General features: G+C 45.7%; 14 protein-coding genes. 2 read left to right on the top strand and 12 right to left on the bottom strand.

Annotated features, from left to right (window positions below):
* Positions 1–12: 12 nt before the first annotated feature.
* The 7 genes from ETV65_RS09850 to galU all read right to left on the bottom strand — a co-directional run bounded on the left by ETV65_RS09850 (position 13) and on the right by galU (position 8202).
* Positions 13–1905 (bottom strand): DUF4422 domain-containing protein, encoded by a 1893-nt coding sequence (locus ETV65_RS09850; protein ID WP_129952681.1) that lies wholly within the window; start codon positions 1903–1905, stop codon positions 13–15.
* Positions 1906–1939: 34 nt separating this feature from the next.
* Positions 1940–2680 (bottom strand): ABC transporter ATP-binding protein, encoded by a 741-nt coding sequence (locus ETV65_RS09845; RefSeq protein ID WP_129952680.1) that lies wholly within the window; start codon positions 2678–2680, stop codon positions 1940–1942.
* Positions 2680–3447, bottom strand: a complete 768-nt coding sequence (locus ETV65_RS09840) for an ABC transporter permease (protein ID WP_129952679.1) — start codon at positions 3445–3447, stop codon at positions 2680–2682. The genes ETV65_RS09845 and ETV65_RS09840 overlap by 1 nt, the downstream gene beginning before the upstream one ends.
* 105 nt (positions 3448–3552) lie before the next feature.
* Complete coding sequence (locus ETV65_RS09835) at positions 3553–4479, bottom strand: NAD-dependent epimerase/dehydratase family protein (protein ID WP_129952678.1); 927 nt, start codon at positions 4477–4479, stop codon at positions 3553–3555.
* A gap of 405 nt (positions 4480–4884) precedes the next feature.
* Positions 4885–5754, bottom strand: a complete 870-nt coding sequence (rfbA, locus tag ETV65_RS09830; RefSeq protein WP_129952677.1) for a glucose-1-phosphate thymidylyltransferase RfbA — start codon at positions 5752–5754, stop codon at positions 4885–4887.
* A 20-nt stretch (positions 5755–5774) separates the two neighbouring features.
* On the bottom strand, positions 5775–6842 hold the full coding sequence (rfbB, locus tag ETV65_RS09825) for a dTDP-glucose 4,6-dehydratase (protein WP_129952795.1): 1068 nt from the start codon (positions 6840–6842) through the stop codon (positions 5775–5777).
* A gap of 472 nt (positions 6843–7314) precedes the next feature.
* The gene (gene galU / locus ETV65_RS09820; RefSeq protein ID WP_129952676.1) at positions 7315–8202 is read right to left on the bottom strand and encodes a UTP--glucose-1-phosphate uridylyltransferase GalU; all 888 of its coding nucleotides are present in this window, start codon (positions 8200–8202) and stop codon (positions 7315–7317) included.
* Between the two features lie 461 nt (positions 8203–8663).
* Here galU and ETV65_RS09815 point away from each other — a divergent pair, with 461 nt between their 5' ends.
* A complete protein-coding gene (locus tag ETV65_RS09815; protein ID WP_129952675.1) occupies positions 8664–10253 on the top strand; it encodes a TerC family protein in 1590 nt (529 codons plus the stop codon).
* Between the two features lie 78 nt (positions 10254–10331).
* Here ETV65_RS09815 and asmA read toward each other — a convergent pair whose 3' ends face one another.
* The 4 genes from asmA to apbC form a co-directional block, all read right to left on the bottom strand.
* Entirely contained in the window at positions 10332–12182 is a 1851-nt protein-coding gene (asmA, locus tag ETV65_RS09810; RefSeq protein ID WP_129952674.1) for an outer membrane assembly protein AsmA, read from the bottom strand.
* 43 nt (positions 12183–12225) lie between these two features.
* A complete protein-coding gene (gene dcd, locus ETV65_RS09805) occupies positions 12226–12807 on the bottom strand; it encodes a dCTP deaminase (protein WP_120133513.1) in 582 nt (193 codons plus the stop codon).
* A 37-nt stretch (positions 12808–12844) separates the two neighbouring features.
* Positions 12845–13486 carry a uridine kinase gene (gene udk / locus ETV65_RS09800; RefSeq protein WP_013575064.1) on the bottom strand — a complete coding sequence of 214 codons (642 nt, stop codon included), beginning with the start codon at positions 13484–13486 and terminating at the stop codon, positions 12845–12847.
* 146 nt (positions 13487–13632) lie between these two features.
* Positions 13633–14745: an iron-sulfur cluster carrier protein ApbC gene (apbC, locus tag ETV65_RS09795; RefSeq protein WP_129952673.1), complete on the bottom strand. Its 1113-nt coding sequence runs from the start codon at positions 14743–14745 to the stop codon at positions 13633–13635.
* A 109-nt stretch (positions 14746–14854) separates the two neighbouring features.
* Between apbC and metG the strand changes: the two genes are divergently transcribed.
* Positions 14855–16927, top strand: a complete 2073-nt coding sequence (gene metG, locus ETV65_RS09790) for a methionine--tRNA ligase (protein ID WP_255466766.1) — start codon at positions 14855–14857, stop codon at positions 16925–16927.
* Positions 16928–16968: 41 nt separating this feature from the next.
* Here metG and ETV65_RS09785 read toward each other — a convergent pair whose 3' ends face one another.
* Positions 16969–17241 (bottom strand): DUF1127 domain-containing protein, encoded by a 273-nt coding sequence (locus ETV65_RS09785; RefSeq protein ID WP_129952671.1) that lies wholly within the window; start codon positions 17239–17241, stop codon positions 16969–16971.
* Positions 17242–17286: the final 45 nt, after the last annotated feature.

Here is a 17286-nt window from a genome sequence, read left to right as displayed (position 1 = left end):
ATTTATACCTTATTAACCTATAACGACACGACGAAATTTATAATAACATTTTGCAATCACAGATCTTCGCTTTGAACCCGCAGGGGCAAAGCGATTAACGTACGGCATTAATTTATTTTTAATTCTTGTTTGTAATAACACCGGTTGCAACGCGATGGCCGTCGACTGGCCAGGATTTTCAGCTTCAATCAGGCGGTCATAGACTTCTTTTTCCCAAGGCGTACCTTGAATATTTTTTATGAAATTGTCATAAAAGTCGACTTTATCTGTATTCCAGGGTTTATTTTCACCCGCAAAGTGAATCATTTTAGGATTACGTCGTGCGCTAAGAAATCTCATATACGTAGAGAACTTCAGGTTAGGATAAAATACGTCTGTATGACCATTACCATGGTAAACATTCCATTCCATGGGCAAGAAGTGAACACGGCCATAAAAGACTTTGTTCATTATATCCTGGTCAAGGAACCAGTAGCTTTGCCCTTTCATGGCTGCCATCAATTTTTCGAAAATACTCTCTTTGTTCATTTGATCGATATTGAAGACAATGATTCCTCCCTGGAAATAATTATCAGTATCGGCCATTCCCAGTCTGGTTTTAAGATATTCCTCTGCCGTCTGGACACCCGCGTCTGAACGCGCAATATTACCAAATTTAACAAACCCCTCCATGACAATATCTTGTACGGCAGCAACCAGATTATCACCTAACGGTGTTTCGATGAGTTCAGCGAGATCACTCTCAACTACTGTGTCGGTATCAATGAAAAGTACTTTTTCAAAGTCTGTAAACAGTTTTGGGATGAAAAGCCTGGAATAAGTAGCAGCCGTAAAAGGTGGTCTGATATAAGCATCTTTAATTTCCTTAAATGCATTTATATCGAAATAGCGGACGTTCATATTAGCAGTATGCGTCACCAGATTTTTGACACGTTCTTTATTACGCTGGCTGAGTCCATTATCAAGTATGACAATGTCATAGTTATGATTTGAACTTGAATTCTGAACAATGGAATTAACTAGCGCACCAAGACTCATCGCATAGTTATCATCTGAGCAAATAACTATAGGGATATTTCTCTCACTATAATATGGGCCCAACTTGCCATTAAATGTTTCATTCTTAATAAATGTTCTTTGTACTTCTTTAATACGAAGATTTTCACTTTCTAATTTGAAAATTATAAAGATATTGAACAAACGCTCAGAAATATGTCCGATGACTCTTTTTTCTTGGGCAGAGTAATTTTCGAATGCGATTTCATCTTCAAGTTCATCTAATATACCAAAAAGCCAGGCTGAATACTCGTCGAACAATGGCTTCTTCATGACATACATATTAGTATAATAACCATCAACTGCTGTATTAAAGTGTTTAACAGCTGAAGAATACTCAGGGTGTTGTCTTAGAAGGACATCAATGGCTGTCTGATAATCTTTTATATGTAAGTGTTCTGAAACTTTATAATGGTGATAATTATTATTGCTACCCGCTGATTTTACTGACCATTTGCATGGAACGATGAGGTCTGTGTTTTCTAATAATTTTAATATCTGTTTCTCATTTAAACCAAACTCATCTTGATACCCGGCATTGATTTCATCACAATTCACCATTCCCCAGTTATCTTCTGGCTTTTGTTGATCATCAGAAAAATTAAAATGTCTGCGATAATGCATAAAACCAACATAATCTGTAGGTATTGCATTTTTCCATACCCAATAATGGGCTGTAAGTTCACAGTAGAACGGGTTTTTATATGATATATTATCGCCAGTATCATCACCGTCGCAACAAATAACATTAAGTGAATTGGCTTTTCCTACATGTATAGGCTTTATCACCGATGAATCGAGAAACGCACTCGGTTTATGGTGACAAGTATAGATTGATACAGTTTTCATCCTTTATTCCATCACAATAATTAAATATATAATATCAGGCCATTACTGCCTGATAAGCAGCAATGACATCAGCAGAGTTACCCATTTGCCTAAGCTTATGATCTTCAATCCATATAACGCGATCACATACCTTGGATACATCTGCCAGGTTGTGACTAACAAAAAGAATGGTTACACCTTTAGCTTTAAAGTCATTAATCGTTGCCAGGCATTTTCTTTGGAATGAAATATCCCCCACAGCGAGAACTTCATCGATTATGAGTATATCAGGATCAACTTGCGTGATTACTGAAAAACCTAATTTTGCCAGCATACCGCTTGAGTAAACACGAATAGGTTCATCGATAAAATCGCCTAATTCTGAGAACTCAATAATTTTGTCCATTCGCTGCTTAAGCTCTTTTCGACGCAATCCAAGCAGTGTTGCATTCAGGCGGATATTTTCACGTCCGGTTAATTCAGGATGAAAACCACCGCCTAATTCTAACATTGAGGCGACTCTGCCCGTGACACTGACCGTCCCGGATGAGGGTTTCATCACACCTGCAACCAGTCCCAGTGAGGTACTCTTACCTGCGCCATTACGGCCAATCAGTGCAACTGATTCGCCTTTCTCAATGACAAAATTAATATCTTCGATGGCCAGATAACTTCTGCCACTAAGCAGACTTAGCGCTCTGCGAGGATTAAATATTAATTCTTTTATACCTGAGCCTATATGATGATAAAGGGGGTATCTTTTAGTTACATTCTTGAACTCAATGACAACGCTCATTATAGAATCTCTGCAAAACGATATTTTAATTTATTAAAAATACTACTGCCGATTATAAGCATCACTATTCCATAGCCGTACAGAGTGGCTATATCAGTATAATTAACCGTATTATTCATAAATAAATCACGCCAACTGATAATCATATTAGCCAAAGGATTGTAGTCAATAAGCCAGCGGTATTTTTGGGGTATCATATCTGAAGAGTATAATATTGGCGTGCAATAAAAGAGTAACATAATACCAAGCGTTATGAAACGTTCCAGATCACGGAAAAACAAATTGAGTGTAGATAAAGTTAGCGCCACACCCAGCATAAGAATAATCTGCGCGAAACCGATCAGCGGAATTCCCCAGATCCAATCCCAGGACGGGCGCATATCATAAACGTAAAGAAAAATAATAATAACAGGAATGGTACAAATGAAATGTAAGCATTCCATTAGTACATTACTCATGGGGATTACAGAACGCGGAAAAACAGTCTTCTTTATTATCTGTGCATTAGCCAAAAAAGAAAATAATGAATTAGACGTTGAACTTGCAAACCATTGCCATGGGAAAAGCCCGGTAATAATAAAAACGGTATAGTTGGGTATTTGAACTCTCATTATTAACTTAAAGATAAAGTAATATATCATGGCAAACAACAGGGGATTAGCAATCGACCATAAGTAGCCAAAGAAACTACTTTTGTATCTTACCTTTAGCTCTTTTTCAGTAATTACTGTCGCTAAATCAAACAAATAACCTAAACTGTACTTCATACACTTCTCTATATAGATTAATTCTTATTGAAAACCATTTCACTTACAACAAATTTCATTTTCTTGATAGTGAAATTCCAATGGTAATTTCGACTTTTAATCGAATTAAGCTTTTTCTTTATCTGTGACGGAGAGAACATATTTATACATATCATGCATCCCGGCCTCAACAGATATAAAACTCGACTTATTGATGGCTTTTTTTAATTTATTTATATCTAAAATATTGTAAGGAACATCCCCTGACTTTCTCTCGTGATAATTTATTTCAATTTTATTTTTTGCTATTATCTGAGCATATTTCAGAATATCTTCAATACTTGTTCCTATACCGGAACCTACATTATAAATTTCATTCCAGTTTTGACAGTGCATCAACTTATCGACTACTTCGCAAAAATCATCTATATGGATATAATCTTTACACGTGCTGGTGTTCCCATAGATATCCATAGATTGACCAATAATGGCATTTCTTAATGCAACACCAATAATTCTCTCAATTTTCTGATATTTACCGTAAACATTTGCCGGGCGTAAGATAAGGAATTTAAATTCCGGATCCAGTCTTGAAGCGAACTCCAGGTAATGCTCACATGATTCTTTCATCCAGCCGTAGAAACTGACAGGGGATATATCATGCGTTTCTTTAATCGGGGCATCGGCTACGCCATAAATAGAACCACCCGAGGATATATAGATAAGTTTTTTAACAGCGTGCGTTTTCATAACGCTTATCAGGTCAATAAATGCAGAGAGATTAGTGGCTAATACCTCTTGTGATGATCCTAATTTGTCCATTGCTGTAAAACTTGTTAATGAATGTACAACCATATCTATTTTATAATCAGTAAATATTTCATTTAATATGGTTGTATTTTTGCAGTCACCACATATATTAATCAGATTTGGATGACTGATCTGTGATGGAGAACGGCTAAAGTTAATAACTTTAAAATCTCTCTCACAAAAGTATTCGCTCAAATTAGTACCAATAAAACCTGAGCCGCCTACAATTAAAATTGTTTTCATATATTACTCGTTTGAAATTTAGTTACTCAACTAATCAAATTTTATTGCTTATCAATTATCGCCTAATCATGCTTCGATCTAAAAAATATTCATATCTGCGAGTATGGTGATAAAAATGTCATCGTAGTTTCAGGGTAAAAATTTATACCCTTTACGCACGCTACCGCCCTTGGCTCAACAGCTACCAATGCACTGGACAATATTTTTTATTTTAACATTTACCTAAAAAATCATTCATTATGGTTTCTTATGTAAATGTTAAGCGACACTGCGGACTATATAAACAGCGTGGAGTGAAACTCTGTCTCAACTTGAATTTCAGTCCAAATTACTGGCAGTCTTTTTAAACAAAGAGTTAGGAGTTACGCTTAAATTGAGAATAACTCCTAATAAAAAACTGACGACTCAGTCCTCGATTAAAAGATTAGCAAGGTACTGACCATACGGGGTTTTACTCATGGATTTTGCTTGCGATTCAACCTGGTCTCGTGTTATCCATCCTTTCCGGTAGGCAATTTCTTCCAGACACGCAACTTTCAATCCCTGACGTTTTTCGATGGTATGGATGAACTGAGAAGCTTCGATCAGGCTATCGTGAGTCCCGGTATCTAACCATGCAAAGCCGCGACCGAGTAATTCCACTTTTAGTTTGCCGTTCTTCAGATACATCTCATTTAATGTGGTAATTTCCAGTTCGCCGCGTTCTGAAGGTTTGACCTGTTTAGCCATTTCAACGATATCGTTATCATAAAAATAAAGCCCGGTTACCGCCCATTGTGATTTAGGTTTAGCTGGTTTTTCTTCGATAGATAACGCGTTGAAATCCTTATCAAATTGAACAACACCGAAACGCTCTGGATCTAAAACCTGATAACCAAAAACAGTTGCACCGCTTTCTCTTGCAGCAACATCTTCTAATTTCTTGCCGAAACCCTGTCCGAAATAGATATTATCACCTAATACCAATGCGCACCTTTCACCATCAATGAAATCCTCACCGATAATGAATGCCTGCGCCAAGCCGTCTGGTGAGGGCTGTTCTGCATATTCTAACTTGATGCCAAACTGAGAACCATCACCCAGTAATCGCTTAAATGAAGGCAGATCTTCCGGTGTGGAGATGAGCAAAATTTCATTAATGCCTGCCAGCATCAGTACGGATAACGGATAATAAATCATCGGCTTATCATAAACAGGCAGTAACTGTTTAGATACCCCTAGAGTGATTGGGTGAAGCCTTGTACCTGAACCACCAGCCAGAACAATACCTTTCATTAACTCACAACCTCTTCTATTTAGTCTTTCAAACCTAACCGCTCACCTGCATAAGATCCATCCTGAACACGTTTCCACCACGTTTCGTTTTCAAGATACCATTTCACTGTTTTCAAAATTCCACTTTCGAAAGTCTCAACAGGTTTCCAGCCAAGTTCACGTTCAATTTTACTGGCATCGATAGCATAACGCATGTCATGACCCGGGCGGTCTTTGACAAAGGTGATCAACTGCTTGAAATGAGTTATCCCTGCAGGCTTATTAGGTAACAATTGGTCAAGGATCTCGCAAATGGTCGTGACGACATCGATATTTTTGCGTTCATTGTGCCCGCCAATGTTATACGTCTCTCCAATAACACCTTGCGTAACAACCCGATAAAGCGCCCGTGCATGATCTTCGACATATAACCAGTCACGGATTTGAGCACCGTCACCGTAAACAGGAAGAGGTTTACCCGCGAGTGCATTAAGAATAACGAGCGGGATCAGTTTCTCAGGAAAATGAAATGGTCCGTAGTTATTTGAGCAATTTGTTACCAGGGTCGGGAGACCATAGGTGCGGTTCCATGCACGGACAAGATGATCACTTGCTGCTTTTGATGCTGAGTACGGGCTGCTTGGCGCATAGGCCGTGGTCTCTGTGAAAAGCTCATCCGTTCCATGCAGATCACCATAAACTTCATCGGTAGAAATATGATGAAACCGGAACAGACTTTTCTTCTCATCATCTAATCCCGCCCAATAGTGTCGGGAGGCTTCTAAGAGAGTGTAAGTACCGATGATATTGGTATCAATGAAAGCTGAAGGCCCGTCAATTGAGCGATCGACATGGCTTTCTGCAGCCAGATGCATAACAGCATCTGGCTTAAACTCAGCAAAGATGTCATCAAGAGAAGAACGATCACAAATGTTCGTAAGAGAAAAACGGTAGCGAGGGTCATTTTCGACGAGCTTCAGGGACTCTAAATTGCCTGCATACGTCAGACTATCAACCACGAGCACATTGTCGTTTGTTTCAGAAATGATGTGACGTACTACCGCAGAACCGATGAAACCCGCGCCGCCAGTTATCAGTATATTCATTATAAAAGGTCTCACGTGATTAATTTTACACTTGCACCAGCAATTTTTGCATGACCAATCTGAAGGTCTTCGTGCTTTCACAATAAAATGTTAAATTTTATGGAAATCGTAATAAAGGCCAGGCTTCCACTAAACATTTAATACTGTGTAAATAGCCATAAGAGCCGACATTCAACTCCCTATAATATCATACGCTTTAGGGTATAAACCTCTAAGTTTAGCCTTCCGCCTGACTTACCCGAGCAATGACTCATTTTTTAATCAAAATTAATACCGCCCGTGATCTAAAAATCACCGTAAGGGCGACTTTATCTTTTGAAAATCCAACGTAACTTTGGTAATCAATTAATATAAGGGGTCAGATATGAGGACTACAGCGGATTAGTCTCACTTTCGTGCACTGAGACAGGTCTGGTAGCTTTCTCTTAACAAAAAAAAAGCACCGAATTAATCGGTGCTTTTATAAGCCTGTTAACTATTTTTCGGTAAACTCTTTCAACCATGTGTTGAACGCTTCGCCCTGCGTGTTGTGGCGAATACCGTACTCAACAAACGCCTTCATATAACCGAGTTTATCACCACAGTCATGTGAACGGCCGGTCATTGAGAAGGCTTCAACAGTATGTTTTTTCATCAGCATGGCGATAGCATCCGTCAGCTGGATTTCATTACCTGCACCGTACGGGGTAACTGCCAGCAGTGGCCAGATAGCTTCCGACAGCACATAGCGCCCCACCACCGCGAGGTTTGATGGCGCGTCTTTCAGATCAGGTTTTTCAACGATGGCCGTCATCGGCGCACTTTCGCCCGGCTCTACTTCTACGCCATTGCAGTTGACAATACCGTACTTGGAAACGTCTTTTTCCGGGACTTCTTCAACCATGACCTGGCTGTTACCTGTTTCCTGGAAACGGCGAAGCATCGCAGCAAGGTTGTCTTTACGCAGATCACTGGTGGAATCATCCATCAGCACGTCCGGCAGAATAACCGCGAAAGGAGAATTACCAATCAGAGGTTTTGCACACAAAACCGCATGTCCGAGGCCTTTTGATTGCCCCTGACGTACGTTCATGATTGTCACGCCTTTAGGGCAGATAGACTGCACTTCTTCCAGAAGCTGACGTTTTACACGAGATTCAAGCATGCTTTCCAGTTCGAAAGAGGTATCGAAGTGGTTTTCGATCGCGTTTTTCGAAGAGTGCGTGACCAGAATGATTTCTTTGATGCCCGCCGCAGCACATTCATTAACGATGTACTGGATCAAAGGCTTATCGACGATAGGCAGCATTTCTTTTGGGATAGCTTTCGTCGCTGGCAACATACGTGTGCCCAGACCGGCAACAGGGATAACAGCTTTTAACATTGTAAAGGATACTCCTTGAAACCTAAGGTATGTAAATTCAGTCAGTCAGCATCCAAACGCGTCAGGGATTTCTCTGAACTGAAATAGTTAAATTGATTTAAATTTCCAATCCGTTAATTCTTTCACAAGTATAGTCTCTGTTATTTGGTTTAGGGAGACCATACTCATGATTTTAGGACTCAAACACGATTATGTTAATTCGATTACAATACCAGTAAGCCGCACCAAACGGTAAGCTAAACACTTATTTTTAGGAATGTTGTACCTGTTCGGCGATTTAGTAATCATATCTTGCTGCTTTCCAAAACAGTCCTGCCGACTTTTTTCTCACCTCTTATTCTTCATCCCTCCTGATCCTTACAGACTGGCCTAGCTCCCTGTTTTAAATTTGAAATTTATGGCACTGACGCCCATTATTCAACGTGCGACAGCCGTCGTGTAACCAAAGGTGAAAACGCAATATGGAATGGATCGCCGATCCCTCGATTTGGGCCGGGCTTGCAACCCTGGTAGTTCTCGAAATTGTCCTGGGGATAGACAATCTCATTTTCATTGCCATCCTGGCCGATAAACTTCCGCGTCATCAACGTGATAAAGCTCGCATTACGGGCCTTTTACTGGCGCTCATCATGCGGCTTCTGCTGCTGGCTTCAATATCCTGGTTATCTACACTGACCCGCCCTCTTCTCAGCGTGCTCGGACATCCTTTCAGCGCCCGCGATATGATTATGCTCGCGGGGGGTATATTCCTGTTGTTCAAGGCAACAATGGAGCTTAATGAGCGGCTCGAAGGCAAAGATGAGGAACAAAGCCATCAGCAACGTGGCGCTAAATTCTGGCCGGTCGTGGCTCAAATTGTGGTACTGGATGCGGTTTTTTCACTCGACTCGGTGATTACCGCCGTCGGAATGGTTGAACATCTGGCGGTCATGATGGCGGCGGTGTGTATTGCTATTGGCCTGATGCTGTTAGCCAGTAAGCCACTGACACGTTTCGTCAATGCGCACCCGACTATCGTCATCTTATGTCTCAGCTTCCTGCTGATGATCGGCTTCAGCCTGGTTGCCGAAGGTTTTGGCTATGTTATTCCGAAAGGCTATTTGTATGCCGCGATCGGTTTCTCCGTGATCATTGAAGGGCTGAACCAGCTCGCACAGTTTAACCGCAAACGCTTTTTATCCTCACGGCGCTCGCTGCGTGAACGTACCGCAGAAACCGTACTGCGCGTCTTGCGTGGTAAACATGAAGAAGCTGAACTTGATACACACTCTTCGAACATGATTGCTGACAGCGCTGATGATGAGGATGCGATTTTTAACCAGCAGGAACGTCACATGATTGAACGTGTGCTGGGGCTGGGTCAGCGCACCGTCAGCAGCGTGATGACCTCTCGTCATGATGTTGATAATCTTGAACTTAATGACCCGGTTGACGTGCTGACACTGCAAATCGCTGCTAACCAGCACACCCGTATGCTGGTTACCGAAGACAGTTCGACCGATGAACCGCTGGGCGTTGTACACGTGGTTGATCTGCTCAGGCAACAGTTACTGCAAAATGAACTGGATCTTAAGGCACTGATCCGCCAGCCCCTGATCTTCCCGGAGCAACTTTCTCTGCTGATGGCCCTCGAACAATTCCGCAAGGCAAAAACACATTTTGCTTTCGTCGTCGATGAATTCGGTTCTGTCGAAGGGATCGTGACCCTGACGGATGTGATGGAAACTATTGCCGGTAACCTGCCTGAGTCTGACGAAACGCCTGATGCACGACATGATATCCGGCAGCAGCAGGACGGAAGCTGGATAGCCAACGGCTACATGTCGCTTGACGATCTGGTGATGTATATCTCCCTGCCGGTGGATGAAAAAAGGGAATATCACACGCTGGCTGGCTTGCTGATGGAATATACCCAAAGCATCCCGCAGGTGGGCGCACAGATACACATTAATGGCTATCTGTTTGAACCTTTAGAAGTCAGTAGTCACCGCATTCTAAAAGTAAAGATTACGCCGCCTGAAACCGCCTCGGAAGACGATTATGAAGTCTGAAACCCCTACCCTATAAAAACGGGGTGCCGGCACAGGCACCCCGTTTTTTTATACTCAGAATACGCTTAGAGGAAGAGATTATTTGTTTAATAATTTCTCAACATCGCCTTTTTCTTTACTGTCCTTGCGTTTATCGGCCCAGTTTTGAATGGCGCTGCGAGCGCTTTGTTCAAGCGTACGCCTCAGTATCTGATCCACCTGTAACTGATATCCCATCTGAGCCCAGGGTCCGTAAACCCGCAACGGGATATCTGTCGTTTTCAGGGTATTGATCAAATTGCTGTCACCTTTCCAGCCACCGGTAACACGAATCAGCAAGTTCATATCCACCTTTTGATTCGACATATCGATTGTTCCGTCACCTTTCCCGGACACCATGGGCGACTGGCCTTCAAGGTTACTCAGGGTCAGTGTCCCTCCGGCCAGATGTCCCTGTGCTTTCAGCGTATCGATCTGGCTATAGTGTTCATACTTTTCCAGCCCCTGAACATTACTGGTATTACGGCTGACTGCCTGTTGGATAAGCTGCTGAATATTAAGGCCATTCAGACGCGCATTATCCATTGAAAGTTGCCCGTCGCCTTGCCAGCGGCGTGCGAAATCGGCGGCCGATAGCCCCTCTCCGCTCACATCGCCCTGCATCGAGAAGCTGCCGGTCAGGACTTTCGGTAACCCGTAAGCCGCCAGAAAATCGCCCAGTTCAATGCTATTCACATCCGGTGTCAGATGAACATGAATTTTATTCCCTGTGACATCCACAGTGCCAGGCAGAGAAAAGTGCCCGGCCCCCATGTTGCCGCTTAATGCCGGCAAAGAAATCTTGCCCTGCTGATTGACCGCATTCAGTGCAAGGTTCTGGATTTTCATCCCGCGATAGGTGAGATCCGCCACCTTCAGCGCCAGCGTGGCATTGAAGGTTTGCAAATTATTCAGTCCGTTGGGTTGTTCATCCACATCACGGGCAATAACGGGGGCGGAGGTAACAGACTGCGCCGTTTGCGATGCGGGCTCATCAGTCTTAGGCTGCCAGCCTGTCAGTGCATCAAGATCAAGTTTATTGGCGTTTAAATTCAGTTGGTAATCCGCCCGTTCACCCAGCTTCGCGGTGGCCGTACCGGAAATCTGATTATCATTGGCGGTCAGCGCCAGCTGATTCAGCGTCACCAAATTATTATCCCGCTGGTAGCTGGCCTGCATCGAGCCGTTTCCCTGAAGACCTTTCACCGGAATATCGGCACCGCTGAGCTGATAAGTGAATTTGCTGATGTTGGCAGAGACAGCCTGCGGATAGTGCTGCATATCCAGTTCAGCCTTCATCGTGAAAGACAGATCGCGCTGATCGCGGTTTATGCGGCTTGAAAGCTGGATGGTAGCCTGACGGTTGTCATTCTTTTCCATTTCCAGATTGATATCGCGCACGTTGATCTGCTCGTCATCACCACGCTGCCAGATGAGTAAACTGTCAGCCACACTGATTTTATCGAGATCAAATTTCCAGCCTGCTTCCAGTTCAGAGGCCGCTGGGGCAACAGGCGTTGGCGTAGAAGGTGCCACCGGCGCATCAGGCTGATTTTCTTCCGTTTCCGGTGTTAAACGAATAACAGCGTTTTTCAGCAGAACCTGCTTCACCGCAAGCTGATGAGAAAGAAGAGGCCAGAGTTTGACATCCAGCCGCATATTTTCCGCACTGACCACCGGGACTTTAGCACCCGGTGCGGTCACTGATGTCTGACCGGCAATGATGCTAAGCTGCGGCCAGACATGCCACCGCAGTGAACCGTTGATGGCCAGCTGATAGCCGCTTTTCATCTCGACCCTTTCCACCATGTACTGGCGGAAATCGTTCGGGTTAATCAGGAATACCAGCGAAGTCATGCCGGCAATGATAACCACCAGTAAGATCACCAGTGTTGTCAGTAGTCTTCTCATGCCTTCCTCACGTTTTTATCCGTAAAACGGATGAAAAACAGAATCAGTCTTTATCAATACGACTGGCAATAGCGCTTTGCTGGTCGCGGTATTTCGCGTCCTGACGACTATTGTACGGCCTTGCAGCAGAACCCGATAACGGCTCAAAACTCAGCGCGCCAATCAACATTCCCGGGCGAAGCGCCAGCGGGAGCTTACCTGAATTATAGAACTCCAGAACGATACGTCCCTTCCAGCCCGGATCAATACGGTGTGCGGTTACGTGCACCATCAGCCCGAGACGCGCCAGTGAGGAGCGTCCGTCCAGCCAGCCCACCAGATCGTCAGGAATAGTGACCGACTCATAGGTCACTGCCAGCGCCAGTTCGCCAGGGTGCAGGAAGAATGCTTCACCTTCCGGCAAAACAATCTCATCACTCATCACTTTATCGAGCGCAGCACTGACTTCGTCTTTCGGGCCACTCAGATCGATATAACCCGCGTTATGGCCGAGGAAAACGCGAAATCCGTTTCCCAGACGCACATCTACCGTTGCACCGTTAATCCGTTCAACCGGCGGACGGGGTGAAATGCCTAATTTGCCGCTGTCCAGCCAGGCTTCTATATCTCGGTCGCAAAGTCTCATCGTATCTCCGGTGTGGTGTTAACGGATTGTTCCGCGATTAATTGAAGAACTGGCTGATTTTAGCCTTGAGGATATCAATCGCAATCCGGTTTTTGCCGCCGCGCGGCACAATGATGTCTGCGTATTGTTTTGAAGGCTCGATAAATTGCAGGAACATTGGACGTACCGTTTTCTGATACTGCGCCATCACGGAATCCATTGAACGACCACGTTCGTTGACGTCACGTTTCATGCGGCGCATCAGGCATATATCCAGCGGGGTATCGACGAAGATGGAGAAATTCATTTCGTCACGTAAACGCGCGTCGGTCAGGAGCAGGATCCCTTCCAGAATAATCACTTTCTTCGGTTTAAGAGTGACGGTCTCTGGCAGACGGGTATGCTCAATGAAGCTGTAGCTCGGTAATTCAATTGCCTGACCAGACTTCATAGCCTGTAAATGCTGGAACAGTAAATTGTGGTCCATCGCACTTGGATGGTCGTAGTTGGTTTTGACCCGCTCTTCCATGGTCATGTGACTCTGGTCTTTATAGTAGCAATCTTCCGGGATGACCCCGATATGCTCATCACCGACCTGATCACGAAGTTCACGGTATAACGTACTGGCGATGAGGCTTTTTCCCGAAGCAGATGCGCCAGCGATACCCACGATGACACACTGATGGAATTTGTCAGACATAAAATTAAAGACCTGATTTGGAAGTTGGAAGGCAAGCACAGACATATGCTTTGAACGCGCCAATTATAAGTACAACACACTGCCCGATGCCAGCGTTAAGGCGGTGTAATCGCTGACATCAGGCAATAATTCGCAGAGTTGGGGGATTAAACGGCTCTGAAGGCAATTTCTGTCGGGATGGCGTCGCCTTTCCAGAACAGTTGTGACGCAATTTTTGCCGCCAGTTCGCGGTAAATCACTGTGAATTCGCTTTCCGGATTAGAAACCACTGTCGGCTCGCCACGATCTAAATCCTCACGCAGTGAAATATGCAGCGGCAATTGCGCCAGCAATTCGCAGCGGTATTTCTCGGCCAGACGTTGCGCGCCACCGGTACCGAAAATCGGTTCGTGGTGCCCGCAGTTGCTGCACACATGCATGCTCATGTTCTCAACAATGCCCAGCACCGGCACATGGACTTTCTCAAACATCACGATGCCCTTCATCGCATCAAGCAGCGCAATATCCTGCGGCGTCGTGACCACTAAGGCGGCGGTCACCGGAATATTTTGCGACAGCGTAAGCTGAATATCACCGGTACCCGGTGGCAGGTCGATGACCAGATAATCCAGATCTGGCCACAGCGTATCCTGCAGCATCTGCATCAGCGCTTTGCTGGCCATCGGCCCGCGCCACACCATGGCGTTTTCATCTGTCACCAGATAGCCAATCGAGTTGGTCGCCAGGCCGTGCGCCATAATCGGCGACATGTGCACGCCATCCGGCGAGGTCGGGCGTTCTTCTTCAGTACCCAGCATATTCGGGACAGAAGGCCCATAAATATCCGCATCCAGAATACCAACTTTGGCACCTTCCGCCGCCAGCGCCAGCGCCAGGTTAACCGCCGTGGTAGACTTCCCTACCCCACCTTTGCCTGAACTGACTGCCAGAATATTGCGAACACCCTTGATACCCGGCTGTTCGTTTGCCCGTTTAATGGTGGCAATGTCGTGGCGCAGATTCCACTGAATCGCAGATGCCCCCGTCACCCGCAACAATTCGCTGCTGGTTTCTTCCTTTAACGCATCAAAACCGCTGTTCCAGGCGAACGGCAGGGTCAGATCAATATGTAAAACTTCATCCATTAACACGCAGTGATGCAACGCTTTCATCGCGGGCAAATCTTTTTGCAGTGTGGAATGGCGGAAGGTGGCCAGTACGCCGGTCACGAGTGCGCGCAGCCCTGCGGGTGTGGTCTGCTGTGGGGATTGAGATGTCATCCCGGCTCCTTGAAAGGGGTTATCAGACGAGGTATCTGCCTTAAGCATAACAGAACACACGCAAGGAGATCCCCCCGTTTGTTTACGCGGGGCGGCGCTTTCGGTTAACATCAATGCCCCTGATTTCAACTACAGAAAGCAAGCTCTTACTATGGCTCAAGTCGCGAAAAAAATTTTGGTAACCTGTGCACTTCCGTACGCCAACGGATCCATCCATCTCGGTCACATGCTCGAGCACATCCAGGCTGACGTCTGGGTTCGTTACCAGCGAATGCGCGGCAATGAAGTGCATTTCATCTGTGCGGACGATGCACACGGCACTCCGATCATGCTGAAAGCACAGCAACTCGGGATCAGGCCGGAAGAGATGATTGCCGAAATGAGCCAGGAGCATCAGAAAGATTTCGCCGGCTTCGGCATCAGTTACGACAACTATCACTCCACCCACAGTGATGAAAACCGTGTGCTGTCAGAGCTGATTTACGGTCGTCTGAAAGAAAACGGTTTTATCAAGAATCGCACTATTTCTCAGTTGTACGATCCGGAGAAAGGCATGTTCCTGCCTGACCGTTTCGTTAAAGGTACCTGCCCGAAATGTAAATCGCCTGACCAGTATGGCGATAACTGCGAAGTATGTGGCGCCACCTACAGCCCGACTGAACTGATCGAGCCGAAATCTGTGGTGTCGGGCGCGACGCCGGTGCTGCGTGATTCCGAACATTATTTCTTTGATTTGCCTGAGTTCAGCGCGATGTTGCAAGCCTGGACCCGTTCCGGCGCACTGCAGGAACAAGTGGCGAACAAAATGCAGGAATGGTTTGAACATGGTTTGCAGCAATGGGACATCTCCCGCGATGCCCCGTATTTCGGTTTTGAAATTCCGGATGCCCCGGGCAAATATTTCTACGTCTGGCTGGACGCGCCCATCGGCTATATGGGCTCATTCAAAAACCTGTGTGACCGCCGCAGCGATCTGAATTTCGACGAGTTCTGGAAAAAAGACTCCACGACTGAACTGTACCATTTCATCGGTAAAGACATCGTTTACTTCCACAGCCTGTTCTGGCCGGCAATGCTGGAAGGCAGCGGTTTCCGCAAGCCGACTAATCTGTTCGTGCACGGCTATGTCACCGTCAACGGTGCGAAAATGTCCAAGTCCCGTGGCACGTTCATCAAAGCCAGCACGTATCTTAACCATCTGGATGCAGACTGCCTGCGTTACTACTACGCGGCAAAACTGTCTTCACGCATCGACGATATTGACCTGAATCTGGAAGATTTCGTGCAGCGTGTTAACGCCGATATCGTCAATAAAGTCGTCAATCTGGCGTCACGTAATGCCGGTTTTATTGCCAAACGTTTTGACGGCAAACTGGCTGATAAGCTGGCCGATGAAGCGTTGTACAAAACCTTCACCGACGCCGCGGAAAGCATCGCTCAGGCTTATGACAGCCGTGAGTCAGGTCGCGCCATCCGTGAAATCATGGCACTTGCTGATCTGGCCAACCGTTATGTCGACGAACAGGCTCCGTGGGTGGTGGCGAAACAGGAAGGCCGTGATGCCGACCTGCAGGCCATCTGCTCAATGGGAATTAACCTGTTCCGTGTACTGATGACCTATCTGAAGCCGGTTCTGCCTGCATTGTCAGAGCGCACAGAAGCTTTCCTGAATACCCGGCTTGACTGGGACGCGATTGCCCAGCCGCTGCTGTCGCATCAGGTGAATCCGTTCAAAGCGCTGTTCAGCCGTATCGAAATGGATAAAGTGACCGCGATGGTTGATGCCTCAAAAGAGGATATCGCTGCAGCCAAAACTCCGGCAACCGGACCGCTGGCCGATGACCCGATTCAGGAAACCATCACGTTTGATGATTTTGCCAAAGTGGATATGCGTATCGCGCTGATCGTAAGCGCTGATTTCGTCGAAGGTTCAGACAAACTGCTGCGTCTGAAGCTGGATCTGGGCGGCGAAACGCGTCAGATTTTCTCCGGTATCCGTTCTGCCTATCCTGATCCGAAAGCACTGGAAGGTCGTCTGACCATCATGGTCGCGAACCTCGCACCGCGTAAAATGCGCTTCGGTATCTCTGAAGGGATGGTGATGGCGGCGGGCCCTGGCGGAAAAGACATCTTCTTGCTCAGCCCGGATTCCGGCGCACAGCCGGGTATGCAGGTGAAGTAAAACTCATGACCGCTCCTCCCCTTCGCAGGGGAGGAGCAAAATTACTTCGGCCAGTTCGGCCAGATGGCTTTAGGATATTCTTTGTCAATATCCGATTTCGCCAGACCAATATCCTTCAGCTGATCCGCGTTCAGTGAATGCAAAATCTTGCGGCTGACGCGCCGCTCATTCCAGTCGTGCACGACGGCAAATAACTGTTTTACCCATCCGGCTTTTTTCTGCGGCATCTGTACTGCCCGCTCAGGTGTTGCGATCTCTGCACAGACACGCGTGTCACATCCGGCAAACTGCCGATCTTCAATGATTTTTTTCATATTCTGCTCCCGTTGACGACCTGACATCAGGATCTAACAAACGGT

This window comes from Rahnella sp. RFA10(1/100), from assembly GCF_004195115.1.
In the GTDB taxonomy this organism is placed as follows: domain Bacteria; phylum Pseudomonadota; class Gammaproteobacteria; order Enterobacterales; family Enterobacteriaceae; genus Rahnella; species Rahnella perminowiae.
Note: the sequence above shows the minus strand (reverse complement) of the source record. Positions and strands in the feature narration are given on the sequence as shown.

Excerpts from the sequence above, each read along its gene's own strand:
- ETV65_RS09850 (WP_129952681.1), bottom strand. The coding sequence starts at position 1,905 with ATGAAAACTGTATCAATCTATACTTGTCACCATAAACCGAGTGCGTTT.
- ETV65_RS09845 (WP_129952680.1), bottom strand. The coding sequence starts at position 2,680 with ATGAGCGTTGTCATTGAGTTCAAGAATGTAACTAAAAGATACCCCCTT.
- ETV65_RS09840 (WP_129952679.1), bottom strand. The coding sequence starts at position 3,447 with ATGAAGTACAGTTTAGGTTATTTGTTTGATTTAGCGACAGTAATTACT.
- ETV65_RS09835 (WP_129952678.1), bottom strand. The coding sequence starts at position 4,479 with ATGAAAACAATTTTAATTGTAGGCGGCTCAGGTTTTATTGGTACTAAT.
- rfbA (WP_129952677.1), bottom strand. The coding sequence starts at position 5,754 with ATGAAAGGTATTGTTCTGGCTGGTGGTTCAGGTACAAGGCTTCACCCA.
- galU (WP_129952676.1), bottom strand. The coding sequence starts at position 8,202 with ATGTTAAAAGCTGTTATCCCTGTTGCCGGTCTGGGCACACGTATGTTG.
- ETV65_RS09815 (WP_129952675.1), top strand. The coding sequence starts at position 8,664 with ATGGAATGGATCGCCGATCCCTCGATTTGGGCCGGGCTTGCAACCCTG.
- asmA (WP_129952674.1), bottom strand. The coding sequence starts at position 12,182 with ATGAGAAGACTACTGACAACACTGGTGATCTTACTGGTGGTTATCATT.
- dcd (WP_120133513.1), bottom strand. The coding sequence starts at position 12,807 with ATGAGACTTTGCGACCGAGATATAGAAGCCTGGCTGGACAGCGGCAAA.
- udk (WP_013575064.1), bottom strand. The coding sequence starts at position 13,486 with ATGTCTGACAAATTCCATCAGTGTGTCATCGTGGGTATCGCTGGCGCA.
- apbC (WP_129952673.1), bottom strand. The coding sequence starts at position 14,745 with ATGACATCTCAATCCCCACAGCAGACCACACCCGCAGGGCTGCGCGCA.
- ETV65_RS09785 (WP_129952671.1), bottom strand. The coding sequence starts at position 17,241 with ATGAAAAAAATCATTGAAGATCGGCAGTTTGCCGGATGTGACACGCGT.